Source organism: Algoriphagus aquimarinus (assembly GCF_007997215.1).
GTDB classification, from domain to species: Bacteria; Bacteroidota; Bacteroidia; order Cytophagales; family Cyclobacteriaceae; genus Algoriphagus; species Algoriphagus aquimarinus_A.
Map to the genome: position 1 here is coordinate 35,486 of NZ_VORW01000023.1, position 22,279 is coordinate 57,764.

Here is a 22,279-nt window from a genome sequence, read left to right on the forward strand (position 1 = left end):
AATCAATCGAACAATATTGTTCGCCTGCGGTCGATAATGATTGAGGCATAGAAAAACACGAAGATTGATTTTCTGGTTTTATGTGATTGAAAGCAAGCAGGCTTCTAGCTAATGACTAGGATTGCTGAGAGAAATCAAAGCAGGATGAGAAGCTCAAAAATATTCCCTTATCTATTCAAGTCGCTTCAAAATATCATTGAAACAATAATTAGGCTTGACAATGTGTCGGAGCAACTTAAATCACCTACCTTATAGCTATCCGCAAAATCTGCAGCTATCAACCTTATCGAAATCTTTAATAGACAGCCTATCAAAGTTTGTTTTTAGTACCAATGGTAACAGCAAAAAAAACTAAGACCCAACCGCCTGCCACTGTGCAGAACTTTCCCATTGTAGGCATTGGAGCGAGTGCAGGAGGGCTTGATGCCTTTATGCGATTGCTCACGGCAATACCCGAAAGTTCAGGAATGGCCTATGTGTTGGTACAGCATTTGGACCCATCTCACGAAAGTATGTTACCGGAGATTTTACAACGGGTCACAAAAATTCCTGTCCATGAAATTACCGAAGACATCCATTTGGCGCCCGACCATATTTACATCATACCTTCCAACAAAATATTAACATCAACCGATGGGGTGCTGCAACTCGCGCCGCGCGATAAAAAAATTCTAAATCTCTCCATTGATATTTTCTTTAAAACGCTGGCCGAAGTGCATAAAGAGTTTGCAGTAGGTGTGATCTTGTCAGGCACAGGTAAAGATGGAACAAATGGTTTGAAAGCCATCAAGGACTATGGCGGTATTAGCATTGCGCAAGATATGGAATCAGCAGCGTATGATGGCATGCCGGAAAGTGCCATCAATGCAGGCGTGGTTGATTTTATTTTAGCGCCCGAACAAATTCCTGAGCAGCTTTTGCAAATCAGCAGGATAGATAAAATAAGTCCTGTTCACAAAAAAGAAACACAAGAGGCCAAAGACGATGAAGCTGTTTTCAAACAAATTCTTTCACAGCTTCACCAGCGTAGCGGCGTTGATTTTACCCATTATAAAGATCCAACGTTACGCAGGCGCATCGCGAGGCGGATTGCCATTGTAAAAAAGAAAAATCTTACCAGCTATTTAGATTTTTTGCGTAAAGATAAAGACGAACAGGATGCCCTTTTTCAGGACATGCTCATTCCTGTAACTTCTTTTTTCAGAGACCCAAAATCTTTTCTGGCATTAACTGAAACCGTTTTTCCTTCCATCCTGAAAAATAAAAATCCTGATGCACCTATTCGTATTTGGATTGCGGGTTGCTCCACAGGTGAGGAAATTTATTCAATCGCTATCTGCCTTAAGGAATTCTTGGGAGCGAATTCCGATAGCTATCAGGACCGAACAAAAATTCAGATCTTCGCTTCCGATATTTCTGAAAAAGCAATTAAGAAAGCACGTTCAGGAATTTACACGAAAGCCGATGTGGAAGGGCTTTCTGCATCTCAGCTCGAAACTTATTTTACAAAAAACAATGGTGGCTATGAAGTGAACAAAGTCATTCGTGATATGTGCGTGATTGCCCCTCACAATTTTTTAAAAGACCCTCCATTTGCCAAAATGGATTTAATCAGTTGCCGTAATGTGCTCATCTATATGGATACGTTTTTGCAACAGAAAGCATTCGCTACGTTTCATTACGCTCTGAAAGAAAACGGATTTCTGTTTCTTGGTAAATCTGAATCCATTGGCGCGTCATCCGATTTGTTTGCACAAGTGGCAAAGAAAGAAAAAATCTATTCACGCAAGCGGGTTGCGGGCCGGTTCAGGCATGTTGCCACTGAATTAAAAAAAGACAAATTGACCACGAAAGCCAAGACTGTGGCCAAAAATGAAGCTACGCAAACCGACTTCAAGAAGAGTGCTGAGGCAATAATGATTGCCAAATCACCTGCTAGCGTTGTGGTGAATGAACAACTGGACATTGTGCACATTCACGGAGATATCACACCGTTTCTTCAGGCACCGCAAGGCAAACCCACTCACAATCTTTTGCTAATGGCACGAGATGGTTTAACCTTTGAATTACGAAACGCCATTCACAAAGCCTCCAAAGAACAAAAAACAATCACTACGGAAAAGATTCCTGTAAAAATAAATGCCCATATGCAGGATTCTGATAGCCATCGGGACGGGCAAGAGAAACAAATTTTGGTAGCGATGGAGATTATTCCACTTACCGATACTGTTGAACAGCATTACTTAATTCGTTTTGAGAAAACGATAGTTCCGACAGCGCAGGACGAAAAATCAGCTGCAGGAGGCAAAACAAAAATAGGCGAAGCAGTAAAGCGAAACGAGCAATTAGAAAAAGAATTAGAGCACAACCGTGAAGACATGCGGGCCATCACTGAAGACATGGAAGCGGCTAATGAAGAACTGCAAAGCGCCAATGAAGAATTGCAGAGCAGTAATGAGGAGATGCAAAGTTTAAATGAAGAATTGGAAACCTCCAAAGAGGAACTTCAGTCAACCAACGAAGAACTAATCATCATCAATCAGGAATTGTTTGAAAAGCAGGAACAACTCAGTGCAGCCCGTCTTTATTCTGACAGCATTGTTAGTACTATCCGCCATCCGCTCATTGTTCTTGATAAAGACCTTTGCATAAAAACCGCTAATACTGCCTTTTACAAAAAATTTAATGTGGATGAAAAGGAGACAGAAAATAAATGGTTTTATGAAATTCAGCATCATCAGTTTGATGATTTTAAACTTCGCTCACTACTCGTAAAAGTTCTTTCTCAAAAAAACCGTATTGATGACTTTGAGATCATCCTCAATCTTCCAGGAATCGGTGAGCGCACCCTGCTGATGAATGCACAGCAGATTAAAAATGAAAAGACAGCTGAGCAATTAATACTACTTGCTATCGAAGATGTTACCGAACAGGCAGCAGCCCGAGAGATTATTTTAGAAAATAAAAAACTTTCGGAGAAGGAGCGTAAGATGCTGGTCGATTTCTTTATGCAAGTACCTGCAATGTGTGCCATTCTCAAAGGACCTGAATATGTATTTGAATTTGCCAACCCTGCTTACAGGGAGTTTGTCGGCAATCGTGAACTTATAGGTAAACCGCTGCTTGAAGCATTACCCGAAATTACAGGGCAGGACTTTATTGAACTGCTTGATAATGTATATAACACGGGCGAAACATTTACTGCAAAAGAAATGTCCGTTACCTTGGATAAAGGCAATGGAAAACTCGAACAAGTTTATGTTAATTTATCATATCAGTTATTTAAAAATGACAAAGGTGAAATAGAAGGTATTTTGTCTTTTGTTTATGATGTAACGGAACAGGTAAATGCACGCAAACAAATTGAAGCCAGCGAAAAACGGTTCAGCAATATTCTTGAGCAATCCATTATGGCAGTTGGGATTTTGAAAGGAACGGATATGGTAGTAAGCTTTGCCAATGAACCACTTTTAGCTACCTGGGGAAAAGAGGATGATATCATTGGAAAGCCGCTCCTTGAAGTGTTGCCTGAATTAAAAGACCAAGGGTTTCCAGAATTGTTGCAAGAGGTGTATTCCACAGGTGTGCCTTATTACGGATACGAAGCTAAAGTCAATCTTATCCTCAACGGAAAAGAAGAAATCAAATATTACAATTTTGTATATCAGCCCTATACTGAAATTGACAATAGTATCACAGGCATTACGATACTTGCCACAGAGGTAACCGAACAAGTGCTGGGGAAAAAACAAATTGAAGAACGCAATAAGGATCAAATACAATTGTCACAGTATTTAAAACTTGCAACTGATTCTGGTAATGTTGGCGTTTGGTCTTTAGATATCGCTTCATCGAAATTGGAGTGGTCTAACATTCATAAAAAATTATGGGGATATGATGATCTTCTTGAAGAACTAACCTACGAAGACTGGCATAAAGTGATTTTGCCAGAGGATAAAGAATTGGCTTTCCGAAAAATAGAAGAATCAAAGCTGAAACGTAGTTTTTATGAGGTTGATTATCGAATTAACCGTGCAAATGATGGAGCTGTGGTCTGGATAAAATCAACAGGACAGTATCAATATGACGAGTTTGGTGAAGCACATACACTTTCGGGGATCAGTATTGACATTACCAAACAAAAAAGTTTTACAGAAGAATTGGAAATAAAGGTCAAACAGCGAACAGCTTCACTCAAAAAATCAAATGAAGAACTAAAGCAATCTAACATTCAGCTAGACCAGTTTGCATACATAGCCAGTCATGATCTCCAAGAGCCATTACGTAAAATATTAACCTTTTCTTTGCTCTTGCAGGATAAATACACTAACGGGCTGAATAAAGAAGTAAAATCCTATCTCCACAAAATTGAAGGTGCTTCCAGCCGGATGACCACACTCATTCAAGACTTGCTCAATTATTCTCGGCTACTCCACCACGAAAAATTATTCGCATCAACCGACCTCAATGGCACCCTGGATCATATTCTGAATGATTTTGAATTACTCATACAGGAAAAGAAAGCCAAAATAAAAATTGGACAACTCCCAACGGTCAATGCCATCGCATTTCAAATGAGCCAGCTATTTCATAACCTGATCAGCAATTCATTGAAATTCTCTAAAAAAGATGTTCCACCAATCATTACCATCACTTCCCGAAAACTTCCCGAAAAAGAAATTAAGAAATATTCAAGTTTAGATCCTTTTGTGCCCTATGTAGAAATTATTTTCAAAGACAACGGCATCGGCTTTGAACAAAAATACGCAAAAAAAATATTCACTATCTTTCAGCGTTTGCACGACAAAGAAACCTACAACGGAACAGGCATTGGGCTAGCTTTGTGCAAGAAAATTGTTGAAAACCATCAAGGAGAAATATTTTCAAATGTAAAAGAAAATGAAGGCGCTATATTTCATATCATCCTCCCAATTAAAAAGCGTGAATAAATTTCAAGATTACTGCTGATTATGGAACAGAAAAATATCATGATCATAGACGATGATGCAGACGACAGGTACTTCTTCAAAGATGCATTAGCAAAAATGCCACATGCTGTGGAGTGTATGGAGGCAAATGGTGGTCAGGAGGCGTTTGAGCTATTGAGGAAAGCGAGTCAGTTACCGAATTATATTTTCCTTGATATAAATATGCCACTAATAGATGGGCGTGAATGTTTGAAGCAATTGAAAAGCGATGAGAAACTAAAACATATTCCTGTCATCATGTATTCAACTTCTTTTTCAGGGGAAAGCATCATCGAATTTCACAAACTTGGAGCATCAAGTTGTCTTTATAAACCAACAGACCTTAAAAAATTAACCGCTCAAATCCTTGAGGCGATTGGGGAGCAGTAGGCAGTTTTCAGGGAGCAGTGGGCAGTTTTGGTTTGATGAGTAGAATGATATTACAACTTATGTACACCGGATTTTTCAGGGTTTGCTGTCATATAGCCTGTTAATTCCCCGATTTCTATAGTCTCTTGATCCCACTAGGACTAGGTGTTTTAGGAAATGTATCCTCAAGCGAAAGAAAACTCAATCCAGACTTGTGTCTCAGTATTTTCCGTTTCAGCGTCGGAAAGCTTTGAAATGAAATGAGCCGGATACCTTCTTTTCCGATAACCCTCAGCAATATTTGCGCAGACAGACCGGCTTGACCGTTTTTTTTTGATCAATCAAAGAATATTTTTCCCTGAAGGAAATTTTTTAGTAGCCTCATATTCTCCGTGATTACCACATTACGAGAATCTGCAAGCGCCTTTTCCTTATTTCCAGCGAGCAAATTGAGATCAAAAACGGCAAAGAAATTTGGCTCGGCATAGAAGACATTTTCCTCTCGGAAGACCTGATCTTTATTATTCCCAGAACCCGGTTGAATCGTGAAATCATTCCATTTCAACACCCGCGTGACAGCTTCCACCTCAGAAATATCCGCTTGAATTCTCGGGCCGAGCGAAGGTGGTGCAGTAGCATAACTCGCCGTGCTGTAATCTCCCCAGTGGGAGGTAATCCTAAAAACCGATTCGGAATCCGGATAGAAGTGATCGTAGTTCACCTCATCCTGAATGAAAATCATAATCATCAAAAACCCGGAAATCCCCATGGTCAGTCCCAAAACATTGAGAACAGTGTAGAGTCTGTTTTTCCTCAAAACTCTCCAGCCGATTTTAAGGTAGTTTTTCCACATTTTTTGATGATTTAAAAATTGAAAGATTGCAAAATTTGAAAATTGGTTTCACATGTCACTCCACTGCTCAATGACTCCATATACAATTCCACTTTTATGCCATCCAAAAACCTTCGGAACGGATTTATCAGATAGGATAAGCACTTTTTATAAGAAATCAATCGAACAATATTGTTCGCTTGCGGTCGATAATGATTGAGGCATAGAAAAATACGAAGATTGATTTTCTGGTTTTTGGTAACTTGTTTTGGTTTGGTCTGCCTTTCAGCGTTCTGACCTTTCACCGTGGTCTGTGTTTCCGTGGTCGGTGTCCCGCCACCGTGGTCTGTGTCCCACCACCGTAGTCTGTGTCCCGCCACCGTGGTCTGTGTTTCCGTGGTCGGTGTCCCGCCACCGTGGTCTGTGTCCCACCACCGTAGTCTGTGTCCCGCCACCGTGGTCTGTGTCCCACAGACCACTTTAAGTTTATTTCGTTTCGGTCTGTGTGACACAGACCGAGGTCGAGTGTCTCACGATAAATCTTTCTCCTCCGTGGTCTGTGTCCCACAGACCACTATTTTTTCAGTTTATTTCTTTCGGTCTTTGAGTCACAGGCCGAGGTGAAGGTAACAGATTCGCCTACTCAGATCGTTTATCATAACTCACTTCCTCCGTGGTCTGTGTCCCACAGACCACTATTTTTTCAGTTTATTTCTTTCGGTCTTTGAGACACAGGCCGAGGTGAAGGTAACAGGTTCGCCTACTCAGATCGTTTATCATAACTCCCCACTCACATTAAAACCTATCCATATAATGAGTTATAAAGCCAAAATCATCAGCCCCTTTCTCATAAAACATAGCTGAAGACCATCTGTAGTTTTCAGGGCTATCCGCAAGATTCCAATGTGCTTGTAGCGGGTTATTGTGGAGATAAGTTAGCTTTTGTTCCAATTTCTCTTTAGAGTCCATTAAAATTGCCAGTGGGTCTCGCTGCCAAATTCTAAATAAGCGATCGTTATCATCAACTTTAAATTCAGATAATCTATTAGGGCTTACTGCATTTAAGTTATTGATAATCATATGACTAGTGTATTTATTGAAACTAGCATAAGGCATTTCTTTACCATTTGGCTCCTTCATTTCCCAAATCACATGAAGGTGATTGGGCATGATGACAAATCCATAGACTACCACCATACCCCTTGAAACCAATTCTCGCCAGGACGAGATAATAATCTCTTTGTACTGATTATTTTCTAAAACACACTTCCAGTCCTTAATAGTATTTGTCCAAAAATATACGGAATCAAATTCCATCCGGGAGTTGCGGTATTTGCTGTCTTGATGTTCCATAGTCTTATGGTTAAAAAAAATAAATTATCTACGCCCTATCCTAAAACTAACCTAATCCCATGACATTGATTGAAAAAAATCCGTAGTCTGTGTCCTCCGTGGTCTGTGTCCCGTCCGTGGTCTGTCCCGCCACCTCGGTCTGTGTCCCACAGACCGCAACTATTTCGGTCTGTGGGACACAGACCGAGGTGAATCGCTCAAAGTCGATCTAGAATTGTCCTTCCCCGTAGTCTGTGTCCCACAGACCACTTTAAATTTATTTCATTTCGGTCTGTGACACAGACCGAGGTGGAGATAAAATAGAGGTGAACGTATTTGGTAAAAATCTAACAGTGGTCTGTGTCCCACAGACCACAACTATTTCGGTCTGTGGGACACAGACCGAGGAAGAAGGGAAGAATAAAAATCTAACCACCCAACCTCCGCATCACCAATGCATCAATTATTTCAAAAAGCTGCTTGGGGTGACGAGTTCGCCAACTCATATCATCAAGCTTCGCTCCCATGACCAGATATCGGTCTATACCAAACCTGCTCATTTCAGACAAGACATGATCTCGCAAGTTTAGCATAACAATCCAACCGTCTTCTAATTCATCTTGCCATTCGTCGTAGTAATCATCAGCCTCCAGATCGCCGTGGAAGTTGAGCACATTCTCACAAATCAGAATGTATTTGTTGATGCCCTCTCCGATCATCAATTCAATGATATTCCGCTTCAAAGTCATAATATCATTGTTCAGCAGGTCATTCCACTCACCTATCAATTCGATTACAGCAAAACCATGGTGATAGTCTGCATAGATTACTTTCAGAAAAAGCGTCTCACTTTCCATGCTATCCCACTGCGGGTGAATCAGAAAATTGTAGATGGAATCCGTAAAATGAACCTCGCTGTTCTGATATTCAAAAAACGGAGATTGAGGATCTTCTGCAGCGATGTAAAGATTTCTCCAGTTAAAGTAAGGCTCAAGCGTATGCATGGTAGGTAAACAGATCTGACTAAGGTAAAGTTGCAGTGGATCATTCCATTTGAAACTTCCTTTATGGCTCAATCCATGCTAAACGAGATTATGTAACTACGTCATCCGATAGCTACCTGATGCGAGCTTGCGTGCCGAAGGTTGGGAGACCCTTAGGCCGACGCGGCAATCCAGTAAAGGTCAGTACTTCTTATAACTAGATTGCTTCACTCCTCCGTCATTACCAATGACGTTCATAAATCCGAAATCACATATCTCAAATCATAAATCCCCTACTCGCTTTTAATCGCCTTCACCGGATTGGAATTCGCTGCTTTTAGGGATTGGATGGTCACAGTCAGCAGCGCTACTCCCATAATCGTGGCAGCAGCAAGCGGTATAAACCACCACTCAAAACTAATCTTGTATTGGTAGCCATTCAGCCAGTCCTGCATCACCCAGAATGCCAATCCAGAGCCAATGACTATCGACAGAAATACGATGAGGATAAACTCCTTATTGATCACCTGAAGAATAGATAAAGTGGAAGCTCCCAATACTTTTCTGATTCCAATTTCCTTGGTCTTTTGCTCGGCAATATGTGCAGAAAGCCCCAATAGACCCAAGCAGGAAATGATAATGGTCAAAATACTGAAGTATTGCGCCAAGTCTCTCAATCTCACATCTTCCTGATAGAGACGTGCATAATTCTCATCCATAAAACTGTACTCAAAAGGGAATTCAGGATTAAGGTTGCCAGCCACAGATTCCAGATAAGCAATCGTTTCCTGAATATTTGCTGTATTGACTTTCACATATCCTTGCCAGGTATTTACAGGATCCAATAGCAAAATAGCTGGTGCTACGTTTTGTCTAAAGCTTTCAAAATGAAAATCTTTTACGACACCTGTGATGCCTCTTTCATCTTCCCCCATTCTAAAAAACTCGCTTCCTTCATGGTCTTTTTGCATCAAATCATAAGCCGTTTGGTTAAGAATTGCTCCAGAGACTGAATCCGCTCCATTTGCCCTATCAAATGCTCTCCCGTTTACCAATACCAATCCGGAAGTTTCTATAAAATCATAATCCACCCGGATGATTTCAAAAAGTGCTGCATTTTCAGGATCTTTTCCTTCCCAGGAAACTCCTCCCGTATTTGAGTTTCTCCCCAGAAAACCAAAGGAAGATCGGCTGACGGATTCAATATTTTCATTCTTTTCCAATTCGGCCTTGAATACATCAAAACTCTCTAAAAGCTTTCCTTCCAAAGGAATCTGAATCAATTGGTCTTTGGAATAGCCCAAATCTTGATTCATCGCAAAACTGATTTGCTGATATACCACCAAGGTGGAAACAATCAGGATAGTCGCTAATATAAACTGGAATAATACCAGTCCTTTTCTAGCCATCACCACCCCTTTACCGGCTTTGGTAAATGACCTGAATACGGAAACAACTTTGGTAGCTGAAAGGTAAAATGCAGGATAGCTTCCCGCTACAATCCCTGTGAAAAGAATGACAGAAATGAGCTGCAGCCAGAAAAATCCTGTCCCATAAGGCACAGACATCAATTTTCCTGTCAGGTTGTTGAATATGGGTAAAGTAGCCTGAACCAAAACCACCGCAATGATCCCCGCAAAAAAAGTAATCAATAGAGACTCACTCATAAACTGCATGACCAAAGAACTCTTATCGGCACCTGCCACTTTCCTCACGCCCACTTCCTTTGCACGCTTTTGGGATTTGGCAGTGCTGAGATTCATAAAATTAATGCAGGCAATGATCAGAACAAAGAGCCCGATCATGGCAAAAAGCTTCACATTTTTGATCCTACCTTCTACTAGTTGACCATCTTTCCAGCTCCCATGGAGGTAGTAATCTCCATAAGGATAAGCAAACAAGCGAACATTGGATTCTTCATTTCTATCCTTGATATAATTCTCAATACTAGCAGAAAACTTATCTCCGTCTACTCCTTCTCTCAACCGAATGACTGTTCTTGGGCCATTATTGCCCCATTCTTCCAGCCAGTCGTTTTCTTCGAAAAAGACAGAATAAGGAAGCACAAAGTCAAATTGCATAGCTGAACTAGTAGGGAAGTCCTTGACCACACCCTGAACAATATAGTTTTTGGAATCGGTCCCACCTTTTATCTCTACATCCTCACCTACCACATCCGTTCTACCAAAAAGTGAAATGGCCCCACTTTCAGTCAAGACCACCTGATTATTTTCAGTAAGCATGGAATTGAGGTCACCCTCTACCACACCATAGGAATATATTTTCAGGAAATCAGGCATGGCATGCAAGCCTTCCAATTTGATACGCTTGTCCTGTTGGATAAATAGCAAATTCTGCATCCAAGTGTAGGTGGCGGCATATTCCACATCCGCTAAGGTTTCTTTCATGCTTTCAGCCAGCACACCGGGCGTAGAAGTAGTAGTAAAAATATCCGATCCATAGGACTGATGCTCCATCATTTGATACACTCGTTCCGCATCCGGCAATTCCTTATTGACATTCATCTCAGAAGTCACCCAAAGTCCAATTAGTATTGCTGCCCAAAGCCCCAGTGAGAGGCCAAATAGATTGATGAAGAAAGTCAGTTTATGCTTTGCAAAACCTCTCAATGCGATTTTAAAATAGTTCTTTAACATGTAGTTGTGTACTAAGTATGCCTGTTGGTTATCTTGATCTCAAAAATCTCTTGCTAGTTCTATTACTAGAGATGCATGCCGATACCAAACAGTTGCATAGAGAATGCCAGCAGAGAAAAACAGCCCCGTATGACTTCCAGAAGGCTTTTTCACTAAAAACTCCTTGTCCGACTTTGATGGTTTTTGGTCGCTTTCGGGCGAATTTTCTAAAACTCTGAATCTTAATACATCCATGAAATTGAAGGATCTTATCAGGATTGAAGGATCACAAAACCTGATGTACTCTTTGAGAATAGAGAAAAAGTCGAAGAACTGGCCAGGAAGCTGAATTCATCATCCACTAAGCCGGTAAAATTCAATTAAAATTGAATAATTCCTAAAATGTCGCATTTGTACAAGACAAATATTTTCCAATCAGATACATTTAAAATCAGGTTTAAAGACCGGTTTTACTTTTAATTTCTATTTTTTTAACAACCAAACTCCAATGTTTAGATAACATGAGCTTTTTACGCCTACTTTTTCACCTTTTCCCTTTTAAAAAAATCATAAACACAGCCATTAAAAATCCTTTGAAATCAGGTGACCAATCTGTCCCGATATTACTCCTTTTCTTTTGGGCTTCCTTTAAAGGGATGAACGTCGAAAATGTTTTCACCACCGACATGCCCACACTTTTAGAAGTTTCCATTTACAGAAACAGTATTTATACCAAGCAATTTCAGAGCGGTTCCTGGTTGGGAGTGAAGGAATTAGCCTTTCCAGAATTGATGGGAAAATTGAACTTGAAGTACACTTATCCAAATAACTATTAAATTTTAGAAACATGAAAAACATTCTTATAACAGGCTGCAGCACCGGATTCGGCTTTTTGGCAGCCAAAGTTTTTGCACAAAAAGGGCATCATGTATATGCCACTATGCGCAATATCGAAAGCAGTAACAAAGCACATGCAGATGAACTTCGCGCATTTGCAAAAGACAATCAGGTGAAAATTGATGTGTTAGAGATCGACGTCACCTCAGATAAAAGTGTCAACGATGCTGTGGCACAAATCGACAAAGTAGATGTGCTCATCAACAATGCCGGTCGAGGCTATGGCGGTCCTATTGAGGCATTTACATCCCAGCAGGTATTGGATCAGCTGGACCTGAATATCGTAGGCAATATCAGAATGGTAAAAGCAGTTTTACCCAAAATGCGCGCTCAAAAAAGCGGTTTGATTATTCAGCTCAGTTCTATTGCAGGTCGTTGTGCTGTGCCGGGTTTTGGAGTGTACCATGCCAGCAAATGGGGTGTAGAAGGCCTCAGCGAATCCATGCGCTACGAATTGTCACCTCTGGGAATAGATGTGGTGATTGTACAGCCAGGACCATTTGAAACACAATTCTTTTCAACACTTGTTAATTCCGAGGATGCAGAAATAGCCTCAGCCTACGAGCATGTCGGCAAATTTGGTGAAGGGTTTGCCAGCAGTACCATGGCGGCTTTTGCAGATCCTAATGCACCCACAGACCCAATCATAATTGTAGAAGCATTTGAAAACCTGATCAACATGCCGAATGGCTCCCGCCCTTTGCGCACCATGGTAGGTTTGAATTTTGGACTTCAGGCAGTCAACGAGGTCACCGAACCTATTCGCCAAGGATTACTTCAGGCCTTTGAAATAAGCGATTGGGATGGGCCACGGGAGTAAAGTTAGGAGTTGGAGGTAGGAGGTAGGAAGTTGGAAGTCGGGAAGTTGTCAGCCTGAGCACTGTCATTGTAAATTCCACACCATGGTCGGTGTCTCGCAGACAACTATAATTCACCGTGGTCTGTGTCCCACAGACCACTATTATTCTCCCTGATTTGTGTCTCCCACCGTGGTCTGTGTCCCACAGACCACCATTATTCTCCCTGATCTGTGTCCCACAGACCATTAATCTTCCAGAATATTTCGTTTCGGTCTGTGGGACACAGACCGAGGTGAAGAGACACAGACCGAGGTGGACCGCGGTAAAGCATCCGATAGCTATCGGATGACGTTTCCTGGCGAGTAAAATTCCGCTCAATTTTTCTAACTTTAGAATACACCAAAATTTTTGAACTATGACCCTGCTGATTTTACCATGGCTCGCACTTTTATTTTCCCTGGACAGCCCAAACTTTGAATCCCAACTCATAGACTCCAATGTCTCTATAGGCTATGGCGTGGTCGTAGGTGATGTGGATGGAGACGGAAAGCCGGATTTGATATTGGCAGATAAAAAACAATTTGTGTGGTACCGAAACGGGGATTGGAAGCGCTTTGTATTGGCAGAAAACTTGACCGAGCGCGATAATGTCTGCATAGCAGCGCGGGATATCGATGGAGATGGAAAGGTGGAGATAGCAGTAGGTGCGCAGTGGAACCCGGGAGAAACCAGCGATGAAACTCAATCCGGTTCGGTGCATTACCTCATCCGACCAGCCGACCCTACTCAACTTTGGACAGCGGTGCAACTTCCGCACGAGCCAACGGTGCATCGCATGTATTGGGTGAAAACAGGGAGCGATACCTATCAACTCATCGTGCTTCCACTTCACGGTCGGGGAAATAAAGCGGGTGAAGGAGCCGGAGTGAAGGTAATTGGCTATGAGAAACCTGCAGACCCAAAAGATCCTTGGAAAACGAACCTCATCGATGAATCCATGCATCTGACGCATAATATGATTTCCAAAGACCTAGGCGTGGGCGAAGGCGAGACGATTTTTATAGGGGGAAAAGAAGGTGTAAAAAGCTTTTCATTTCAGGATAACAACTGGTTTGCCGGACCTACACGTGAGTCACCTCCCGGACATGAATCTTATGGTGAATTGGCTCTTGCAGAAATTCCCGGCCGAGGAATGCTACTGGCTGGAGTGGAGCCCATGCATGGCAATCAAGTGACAGCATTCACAGCAACCCAGGAATCTTCCCAGCCACAGCGGATCGTCTTGGATAAAAGCCTGAAGGAAGGTCATGGGATTGTGACGGGGGATTTCTTGGGAAACGGCACTGTACAAATCGTGGCTGGATGGCGGACACCAAATGAAGCTGGAGATAAAGGAATCAAACTTTACGAACCTGTAAACGAGAACTATACAGAATTCAAAGCCCACTGGATCGATCAAAACGGCATGGCAACCGAAAGTCTAACTGCTGCTGATCTTAACGGGGATGGAAAACTCGATCTGATTGCGGCCGGCCGATCTACCAACAACTTGAAGATTTACTGGAATCGAAGGGAGTAAGGTGGTGTAGGTCATTGCCTGCCTTCCGGTAGGCAGACGATCCCGAGAATCGGGAGAAGCAATCTCCTTTCAGACTTCAGAGGTTGTACATCTGATTGGAGGTTTGATTCTTAAGGATTCAAACTATTCTTTTCCTCTTCACCTAATTCACTTGCATAACTAAAATTACTAATGTATTTTCAGGAGCTTTTAAGAGAGGAAGAACTGGAATTTTTTGAGGGGTAAAAGTCAAAAAGGTACATGTACTTGTACAACTCTGAAAAGTAAGACAACAAAAGCTATAGCTTTAATCAATTTGGTAGCAATAATAATTTACAAAGAGAATACTATGGAAACAGAGGATGAAAATTTGAATGAACCAATAAGTATTTCTGCGTTGGGAAAACTTTCAGACCCAATTAGTGATATTTACAAAGCGTTTAATGGTCCCTTACAAAATATTAGTTCGTTCAATCGAACCACTGAGTTATTTGCTTCAAATGTCAATTTACTTGGATCCTCATTGACTATGGACTACCTAACAGATACCATGGCCAAAATCACTTCTGAGTTCGACCATATAAATAAATTCACGAGTCCTATTAAATCGTTGGGGATTACTTCTGCTTTTATAGAACCACTAATGACTTCATCACTATCAATTTCGAAGTTGACAGAAACAGCGACATTTATTGGATTGTCAAATAACTTAAAGGAGGGAAAATCATGGTTAAGTGACTATGAATCCAAAAATGTGTTGATAAGTAATAATTATGATAATTTAGTTAAAGGAAGTCTGGCTTCTCCATTGCTCGCAGGAACAACCTATAATTTTAATTCTGGGATAAACAAGTTGCACGAGTTAATTACAGTTAATGATGGGCTTATAAATCAATTTTCACTTCAGGCAACTTTGGGCAAAGTAACTGAGCTGAATCTTTTTGCAGAAAAATCATTAACAAGTATCTCGGCATTAGGAGATATCGGTTTAGTCATTGGAATGTCAAAAGATCTTCAGTTGAAACTTTCTTCAAGCTTAAATCTTCTAACTGATAGTTATAAAGATATTTTTAAAGGTTTTGAGAATACACCAACAACAATACTTGATCTAAACCCAACTCTACTGAGAGGAATTCCAACTCAACTATTTAACACTTCTAATTTGCTTGAATCAATATCCATTACAGAAATAGAAGATATCAAAGAAGAAGAAATAAAGACGGATATAATTTATGAAAATGAAATTGGTCTATCCTACTATTTAAATAAACTGGACAAAGAACTATATAAAATGTGGATGGGCGCCAAGGAAGCTCTGAAATCAAAGAATCCAGATAGAGTTAGGCACTTTTCAATTTCAATTAGAGAACTGTTGACACATGTCCTTCATTCCTTGGCAGCAACAGACAAAGTAAAAGATTGGACAAAAAACCCAGAACATTACCATGATGGTAGACCCACAAGAAAGGCTCGAATTTTATACATTTGTCGTGATATTAGGACAAAAAATTTCGAAAAGTATGTTAATGCTGATGTAAATTCTATGATTGAGTTTATTAATCTGTTTCAAGAAGGCTCACATTCTAAAAGCCCATCATTTTCCGACAAGCAATTGATTGCAATGCGGACTAAAGCAGAATCAACTTTAAAGTTTCTATTAGAGATTTCGGAGAAATAATAACATCTGCAAAAAATGGATAATATCAATTTTATGTTGCAGTGTAAACATTAAATACATATTTTAGTGGAACGATCATTAACGGCGAAAAAATTCGACATCGTAACCCCAAATCTGCTTATTTTTTAAAGATGTTTACTTTAATAAATTAAATGAAAGCAATCCTTCAACATAAATCAAGAAGACGTAGTTTCCTTATAACAGTTTCACTAATTCTATTTGTGATATTTATAGTTAGAATTTATGTTATCCCATATCATTTCTTTTCAAATAAAAGTGAAGGATTGGTCTACTTTATCTCCATTTTAGACAAGATATCCACTTCATTAATTGTATCTATTTTTATAGCTTGGTTCTTATTTAAAATTGAAGTTCCAGAAGAAGTTACCAAATTAGAAATAATAGAACCTAATCGTTTGAAAGAACTTTTTGTTAGAGCAAGACTTGATACTAATTTTTGGTTCTTTTCAGGAGGGACAGGGCGGTATACTAGGGCGGTAACTATACCAGAAATAACTAAGATTTCGAAAGACCTAAATGAAAGTAGAAACTTCAAAATTCTTCTTATGAACCCAAAAGACAAAAATCTTTGTAATAAATATGCCAATTATAGAAACTCTCTAAAATCAGCGAAAAACACTATTTGGACAACAAATTATGTTCAAAATGAAATTATAGCCACAATATGTTCTGCCTACATTCATAAATCTTTGAACCCTCTCTTAGAAATAAACCTCTTTCTTAAAAGTACTTTTTCAACAATGCGGATAGATCTTAGTCAAAGTAATTGTATTGTTACAAAAGAGGACAAGAAAGATTTAGCATTACTTATGCCTAATAACACATATCTCTATAAAACATACAAGGAAGAAGTTTTTCATCAATCAAAACAATGTGACCAACTAGATATGAATGGTTATATTGAAAATGTAATCTTTGGATCTATTAAAGCAAAAGATATTGAGGAGATTTGTATGCATTTTCAATTTCATGTTATTAATCCTGACTATGAAAAAATAGCTAAAATATTGAACGATAATATTAATCCCTATGGATGAAAGTTTTTACAACGAATTAAGGATTGATTTTAAAAACAACGACATTAAAAGTATAAAAGAACACGTATCTCTACTTTTATATCAAAGTGCACAGGGTTACTTAAGAGATAAACTTCGAGTACACCCATTAGGGTTTTTATTCTGTCGATTACACCAATTCTCCAATAATGAGACAATTAGAATTCATATATGGTACGATAAAGAAAATATTCAAAAGCCATTAATGGATATTCACAATCATTTCTATAGTATTACTAGTTTCATTGTTGTTGGTTCGGTATCAAATACATTATACAAAGCTTCATTAGCAGAGCCGTATACTCACTCAACTTACATCGGCTCTTATCAAAACAATGAAAGGAGGATTCTGTCTAAAAATGATGAGTATTATAAATTGGAAGAATTAGAAACACACATCATCAATGAAGGAGAATTGTACACGATAGGAAAATCAGAAGTACACAGAGGTGACTCCATTGCTAACTTTTCTATTTCCTTAGTATTTACTGAGGATCCTGGTAATCCTTCCCCGTTAGTATTTGGTCCAATTGATGGTTTGAGCAAATACGAATATTCAAGTAATCTAGTGGATGAGCTTCAATTAAGAGAACTGGAAAATCAAATAAAGTACCTAGTCGAGTAGGTCAGGGGGAATTCCCCCCGCTCGGGGTAGTCAAATCATTGATTGGAACTGGTTGGGATTTGTAATTCCACCCATATATCACAACCCATTTGTAATGGGTTAAAAACCTTCGAGGTTCCCCACTGAGCGTAGTCAAATCATTGCATTGGACTGGGTGGGATTTGTAATTCCACCCTAATATCATTACCCCCACTGAGCGTAGTCAAATCATTGATTGGAACTGGGTGGGATTTGTAATCCCCCTCTCGGCGTAGTCAGATCATCCTTGGGACTGGGTGGGATTTGTAATTCCACCCTGATATTCTAACTCATTTGTAATGGGTAAAAATCCTTCGAGCTTTTAAAAACTTCAAAGGTTGATCAAGACTCTTATTTAGCCTTTTTACCAGACGTCCTTTTATTAACTCTTTGCTATTCACACTATACAAACTATACCAGATAACAACATAATTGACTTTTGATTAGTATAATTGTCCGAAAGTATCAAGAGCATTCAAAGCGAATGAAAAGCAGCAGAAACATACAATTGGAACTAAGCGATAGCGAGCGAAAAAGCATGCGAGCCCATAAAGTAAAGAAATCCGAAATCTTAAATTATGCTTCGGATGAATTGGAATTGCTACTCGGTGTATCTGAATCCAGAGCAAAAGAAATCCATGCCTTAGCTGATTTTCAGCAGATCCCATCTGTAGGAATCCAATTCGCCAAAGATTTGGTATTCTTGGGATATTATAGCATCGAAGACCTTAAAAGGAAAAACGGGGCTGAATTAACGAATGACTATGAAAAAAAGAAAGGGTTCAGAACCGATCCGTGCGTGGAAGATCAATTTAGACTAGCAGCTGACTTTGCCGTAAATCGGGATTACGCTAAAAGTTGGTGGGATTTCACGTCCGAAAGAAAAAAGTATAGAAGTAAACATGGCTATCCATTGGACAGACCAAAACTGAATTGGACGGAAAGCTGATCTACAAGCGAGTGCTATGTATGCATTGCCGGTAAGCAGGTCCCCCACTGAGCGTAATCATATCATTGCCTTGGACTGGGTGTAGTTTTTAACTACACCTTCCTATTCTAACCAATTTATAATTGGTAAATAACCCCCTAATATCCTTAGCTATTTGTAATAGCTTAAAAACCTTCTCGAAGTTTTCTGAACCTTTTCTCAGCAGTCCAGTAAAAACTATTATGAAAATCTTAGTAATACTATTTTTCGCGATGTTGAGTTCTGGATTGTATGCTCAGTCGGTAATCGTAAATCCTGATGGAACTCACTCTGTGGTTATTGATCATGGCGTTCACAAAGTAATTGTCAATCCTAATGGGACCCACTCCGTTGCCGTGAGTTCGGGCACCAGCAATATCATAGTAAATCCCGATGGTACTCATTCACAGATTATTGGGAATGGAAACTCGAAAATCATTGTAAATCCAAACGGAACGCATTCCATCCTTACCACACAGGGTAATTTCCAGCGAGTGATTGCAAATCCAAATTCAGGATCCCAACCCTTTTTCTTCAAAAAGCGGGGAAGCAAAATGATCATCCTTCGTGACGGCTCAATTCTTCATTTCAAAAAAGTAAAGCAAAAGAGGAAGTCAAGAACAAAAACCATCAGACACCTGTAGAAATGAGCAAAAAAAGCATCAACCTCTTGACCCTTGTCTCAGCCACTCTTATTCTCAGCAATATCTTTTCAGTATATATAAATGCGTTTACAGAAGGAATTTTTATATCGTATTTATTTCAAACCGAAAAAGCGGAGTTTGAATTTTGGACAATGCCTTCAAAAGGGAGAGATGCTGAAATAATGGAAGGACATTTTGCAAGCTTCAAAGATGCGCACCCGGAATATTCAGACCTTAAACTGTATCGGACTTTTAAAAGAAATCCATTAAAGTTTTGGAATTGGTATGTCTACCTGACCAGTGAGCGATACGACTACGAATACCAAGAAGAAATAAGGAAATGACGGTAGTGGTGATTTGTTCTGGGCCTTCGAAATGCCTTCGCCTCCGCTGAGCGTAGTCAAATCATTTCCTTGGTCTGGGTGGGATTCCACGACACTCGTCGTAGTCGAATCGCTACTTAGGACTGGGTGCGCGCCTGATTTGCCCAACCACAATGTGTCTAACTGGCGGCAGACAGGGTTTAATTTCAAAAACCCAAACCTCCCGAAAAAAATCCCGACAATTAATTCGAAATCAAACTGAATCCAATTTCCATCTATCTCTCCTCCGAAAATTAATCTATACTGTAGGGGAAGTAAATCACGCAGATCGTCCTAGGTTGAGGTCCTGTTGCTCTTTATTTTTTTATCTTTTTGAAATTTACAGCAATGTTAAGTGGCTAAAAATTATTTTATATCCTTAAAATTTAATTCCAATGAAAAAGTTTTTAACTCCATTATTAGCCGTACTCTTTCTGTATTCCTGCGGAATAGATAGCATAAACGACATACAACCTGACCAGGGAAACAGCGCTGAACTGCTAAGCAAAAATATTGACACAGATTTGCTCAACGCAAACATGCGGATAGCTCCGACTGTATCTTGTGCTGATGGTTGTATTGAACCGGGAAGTTCAACTTTCTATCCTGCTTCCGATATGGCTTCACTAAGCGTTGGCAAGAACACAAAATCGGTCAGCTACAAAGCTTACAACACTGAAACAGATTTTGTGGTGGAAGTGACCTATGCCATCACTGCTGGACCTTCAAAGGCAAAGGCAACCATTACGATTGATATTGATGGCGATGAAATGGAATACACAGAGGTGAGCTCAGGCACTACGGTCAGCCATACGGTTCCGCTTGCTGACGGCTGGGCCGGATGCGATGAAGTTTCCTTTAGCGTGGTACAGGAGGGATTGGGCACGCCAATCACATTTAGCGAAAGCTATGACTTAATACCTGTTTGTGCCGAAGAATCATTGGAAATAGGTGATGCATACCAGGGCGGTATCATTGCCTATATCTTACAGGACGTTGACCCGGGCTATGTGGCAGGTGAAACCCACGGCATAATAACTGCTCTAGAAGACCAAGGTTTTGCAGCATGGGGTTGTTTTGAAGGTTTAATTGTTGGTACAAGTACAGCAATAGGAACAGGTGCAGCTAATACCATAGCTATAGTGAACAGTTGTGCAGAAGCAGGAATCGCAGCTAAGTTATGTGATGATTTAGTTATAGTTGAATATGACGATTGGTATTTACCCAGCAAAGATGAGTTGAACAAACTTTATCTGAATAGTGAGGCAATTGGCGGTTTTGGTAATTACTTCTATTGGAGTTCTTCGGAGAGCGTCGACGGCTTTGCGTGGGAGCAGAGGTTTAACGATAGCGGTCAGTTCACCAACGTTAAGAGCAACGCGAGTAGAGTTCGTGCGGTTCGGGCTTTTTAACTATTCATCTCCCGATAGCTTTCGGGATTAACTATTTAAAAATTATCCCTACTCCGTGGCCTGTGGAGACACAGGCCACTTAATAACCAAATCATTTCGGTTTGTGAGGACCTGCCTACCGGCAAAGTAGGCACAGACCGAGTCCATTGAAGTGATTCAAATTCGCCTCTTTTAGCACAAAGGTCTGCCTTACCCTTCATCCCAACCCATCAATTTTTTCTGTCTTTTGGGTTATCTTACCCCTTGTAACAGCAGCAATTCACCCATGAAAACCTTTAAGCTCCTTTTATTTCTCAGCTTCACTTTTCTATTCATCCTCAGTGCTTCGGCTCAAGATCAAGCTTTTGAGAAATACACCGTCCGCAATTTCTCTTTTCAGGGTCATGCAGCCAAAGTGGTCTTCCCAAACCAAGCCAATGAAAATGGCTATTGGGTGTGGAGAGCGAGATTCTGGGGGCACGAACCGCAGTTGGACAAGGCATTGCTGGAAAAAGGCTTTCATGTAGTCTATGTAGATGTGGCGGATCTCTATGGAAATGAGGAAGCGGTGAAGATTTGGGATGCGTTCTATGCCTATTGCAGAACCGAGTTTAAGCTCAACGAGAAAGTGGTTTTGGAAGGAATGAGCCGAGGTGGTTTGATCATTTACAATTGGGCTGCCAAGAACACCGACAAGGTTTTCACTATCTATGCCGATGCGCCTGTTTGCGATATTAAGAGTTGGCCGGGAGGATTATACTCTGGCAAAGGCAGTCCCACTGACTGGGAAAAGTGTCTGAAAGCCTATGGGCTGGACGCTACTTCTGTGCTCGATTTCAAAGGAATTCCGATTTACAATAGCATTGCGATAGCCAAGGCTGGCATCCCCGTGATCCATGTATATGGAGAAGCGGATGAAGTAGTTCCTGCCTCAGAAAACACGGATTTATTGGCCGCTGAGTTCAGAAAAGCCGGTGGCACCATCAAGCTCATTGGCAAGCCTGGAGTCGGTCATCATCCTCATAGTTTGGAAGATCCCACTCCTATTTTGGACTTCATCATGGAGAGTATAAAAGGATGGGACTAATGAAATCCACGTTTTTGATAGAAGGAAACGTAAGGCAGCAGAAAACTGAATCCGCCG

General features: G+C 40.4%; 18 protein-coding genes. 13 read left to right on the forward strand and 5 right to left on the reverse strand.

Features of this window, described 5'->3' with window-relative positions; translation table 11 throughout:
• Positions 1-317 precede the first annotated feature (317 nt).
• Together ESV85_RS19725 and ESV85_RS19730 are read left to right on the forward strand one after the other, a co-directional pair.
• A complete protein-coding gene (locus tag ESV85_RS19725) occupies positions 318-4,949 on the forward strand; it encodes a chemotaxis protein CheB (protein ID WP_146920678.1) in 4,632 nt (1,543 codons plus the stop codon).
• 21 nt (positions 4,950-4,970) lie between these two features.
• A complete protein-coding gene (locus tag ESV85_RS19730) occupies positions 4,971-5,357 on the forward strand; it encodes a response regulator (protein WP_146920680.1) in 387 nt (128 codons plus the stop codon).
• 164 nt (positions 5,358-5,521) lie between these two features.
• Here the strand turns inward: ESV85_RS19730 and ESV85_RS22795 are convergent, their stop codons facing one another.
• The 5 genes from ESV85_RS22795 to ESV85_RS19755 form a co-directional block, all read right to left on the reverse strand.
• The gene (locus tag ESV85_RS22795; protein WP_146920682.1) at positions 5,522-5,677 is read right to left on the reverse strand and encodes a four helix bundle protein; all 156 of its coding nucleotides are present in this window, start codon (positions 5,675-5,677) and stop codon (positions 5,522-5,524) included.
• Positions 5,674-6,189 (reverse strand): ABC transporter permease, encoded by a 516-nt coding sequence (locus ESV85_RS19740; RefSeq protein WP_146920683.1) that lies wholly within the window; start codon positions 6,187-6,189, stop codon positions 5,674-5,676. Before ESV85_RS19740 ends, ESV85_RS22795 begins: the two co-directional genes overlap by 4 nt.
• 774 nt (positions 6,190-6,963) lie before the next feature.
• Positions 6,964-7,521: a transposase gene (locus ESV85_RS19745; protein WP_223276058.1), complete on the reverse strand. Its 558-nt coding sequence runs from the start codon at positions 7,519-7,521 to the stop codon at positions 6,964-6,966.
• A gap of 407 nt (positions 7,522-7,928) precedes the next feature.
• Entirely contained in the window at positions 7,929-8,576 is a 648-nt protein-coding gene (locus ESV85_RS19750) for a hypothetical protein (RefSeq protein ID WP_317130808.1), read from the reverse strand.
• 200 nt (positions 8,577-8,776) lie between these two features.
• A complete protein-coding gene (locus ESV85_RS19755) occupies positions 8,777-11,140 on the reverse strand; it encodes an ABC transporter permease (protein WP_146920685.1) in 2,364 nt (787 codons plus the stop codon).
• A gap of 635 nt (positions 11,141-11,775) precedes the next feature.
• Here ESV85_RS19755 and ESV85_RS19760 point away from each other — a divergent pair.
• The 11 genes from ESV85_RS19760 to ESV85_RS19810 all read left to right on the forward strand — a co-directional run bounded on the left by ESV85_RS19760 (position 11,776) and on the right by ESV85_RS19810 (position 22,222).
• Positions 11,776-11,955, forward strand: coding sequence for a hypothetical protein (locus ESV85_RS19760; RefSeq protein WP_191322069.1), 180 nt, complete (start codon positions 11,776-11,778; stop codon positions 11,953-11,955).
• An 11-nt stretch (positions 11,956-11,966) separates the two neighbouring features.
• Entirely contained in the window at positions 11,967-12,836 is an 870-nt protein-coding gene (locus tag ESV85_RS19765; RefSeq protein WP_146920689.1) for an SDR family oxidoreductase, read from the forward strand.
• Between the two features lie 395 nt (positions 12,837-13,231).
• Positions 13,232-14,395, forward strand: a complete 1,164-nt coding sequence (locus ESV85_RS19770; protein ID WP_146920691.1) for an FG-GAP-like repeat-containing protein — start codon at positions 13,232-13,234, stop codon at positions 14,393-14,395.
• Positions 14,396-14,723: 328 nt separating this feature from the next.
• Positions 14,724-16,052 (forward strand): hypothetical protein, encoded by a 1,329-nt coding sequence (locus tag ESV85_RS19775; RefSeq protein WP_146920693.1) that lies wholly within the window; start codon positions 14,724-14,726, stop codon positions 16,050-16,052.
• 152 nt (positions 16,053-16,204) lie between these two features.
• Positions 16,205-17,110: a hypothetical protein gene (locus tag ESV85_RS19780; protein WP_146920695.1), complete on the forward strand. Its 906-nt coding sequence runs from the start codon at positions 16,205-16,207 to the stop codon at positions 17,108-17,110.
• On the forward strand, positions 17,103-17,753 hold the full coding sequence (locus tag ESV85_RS19785; protein ID WP_146920697.1) for a hypothetical protein: 651 nt from the start codon (positions 17,103-17,105) through the stop codon (positions 17,751-17,753). Before ESV85_RS19780 ends, ESV85_RS19785 begins: the two co-directional genes overlap by 8 nt.
• A gap of 502 nt (positions 17,754-18,255) precedes the next feature.
• On the forward strand, positions 18,256-18,720 hold the full coding sequence (locus tag ESV85_RS19790) for a helix-hairpin-helix domain-containing protein (protein ID WP_146920699.1): 465 nt from the start codon (positions 18,256-18,258) through the stop codon (positions 18,718-18,720).
• A 221-nt stretch (positions 18,721-18,941) separates the two neighbouring features.
• Positions 18,942-19,382 (forward strand): hypothetical protein, encoded by a 441-nt coding sequence (locus ESV85_RS19795; protein WP_146920701.1) that lies wholly within the window; start codon positions 18,942-18,944, stop codon positions 19,380-19,382.
• A gap of 2 nt (positions 19,383-19,384) precedes the next feature.
• Entirely contained in the window at positions 19,385-19,726 is a 342-nt protein-coding gene (locus ESV85_RS19800) for a hypothetical protein (RefSeq protein WP_146920703.1), read from the forward strand.
• A gap of 413 nt (positions 19,727-20,139) precedes the next feature.
• Positions 20,140-21,156, forward strand: a complete 1,017-nt coding sequence (locus ESV85_RS22595) for a DUF1566 domain-containing protein (RefSeq protein ID WP_223276059.1) — start codon at positions 20,140-20,142, stop codon at positions 21,154-21,156.
• A gap of 265 nt (positions 21,157-21,421) precedes the next feature.
• Positions 21,422-22,222 carry an alpha/beta hydrolase family protein gene (locus tag ESV85_RS19810; protein ID WP_146920704.1) on the forward strand — a complete coding sequence of 267 codons (801 nt, stop codon included), beginning with the start codon at positions 21,422-21,424 and terminating at the stop codon, positions 22,220-22,222.
• Positions 22,223-22,279 lie beyond the last annotated feature (57 nt).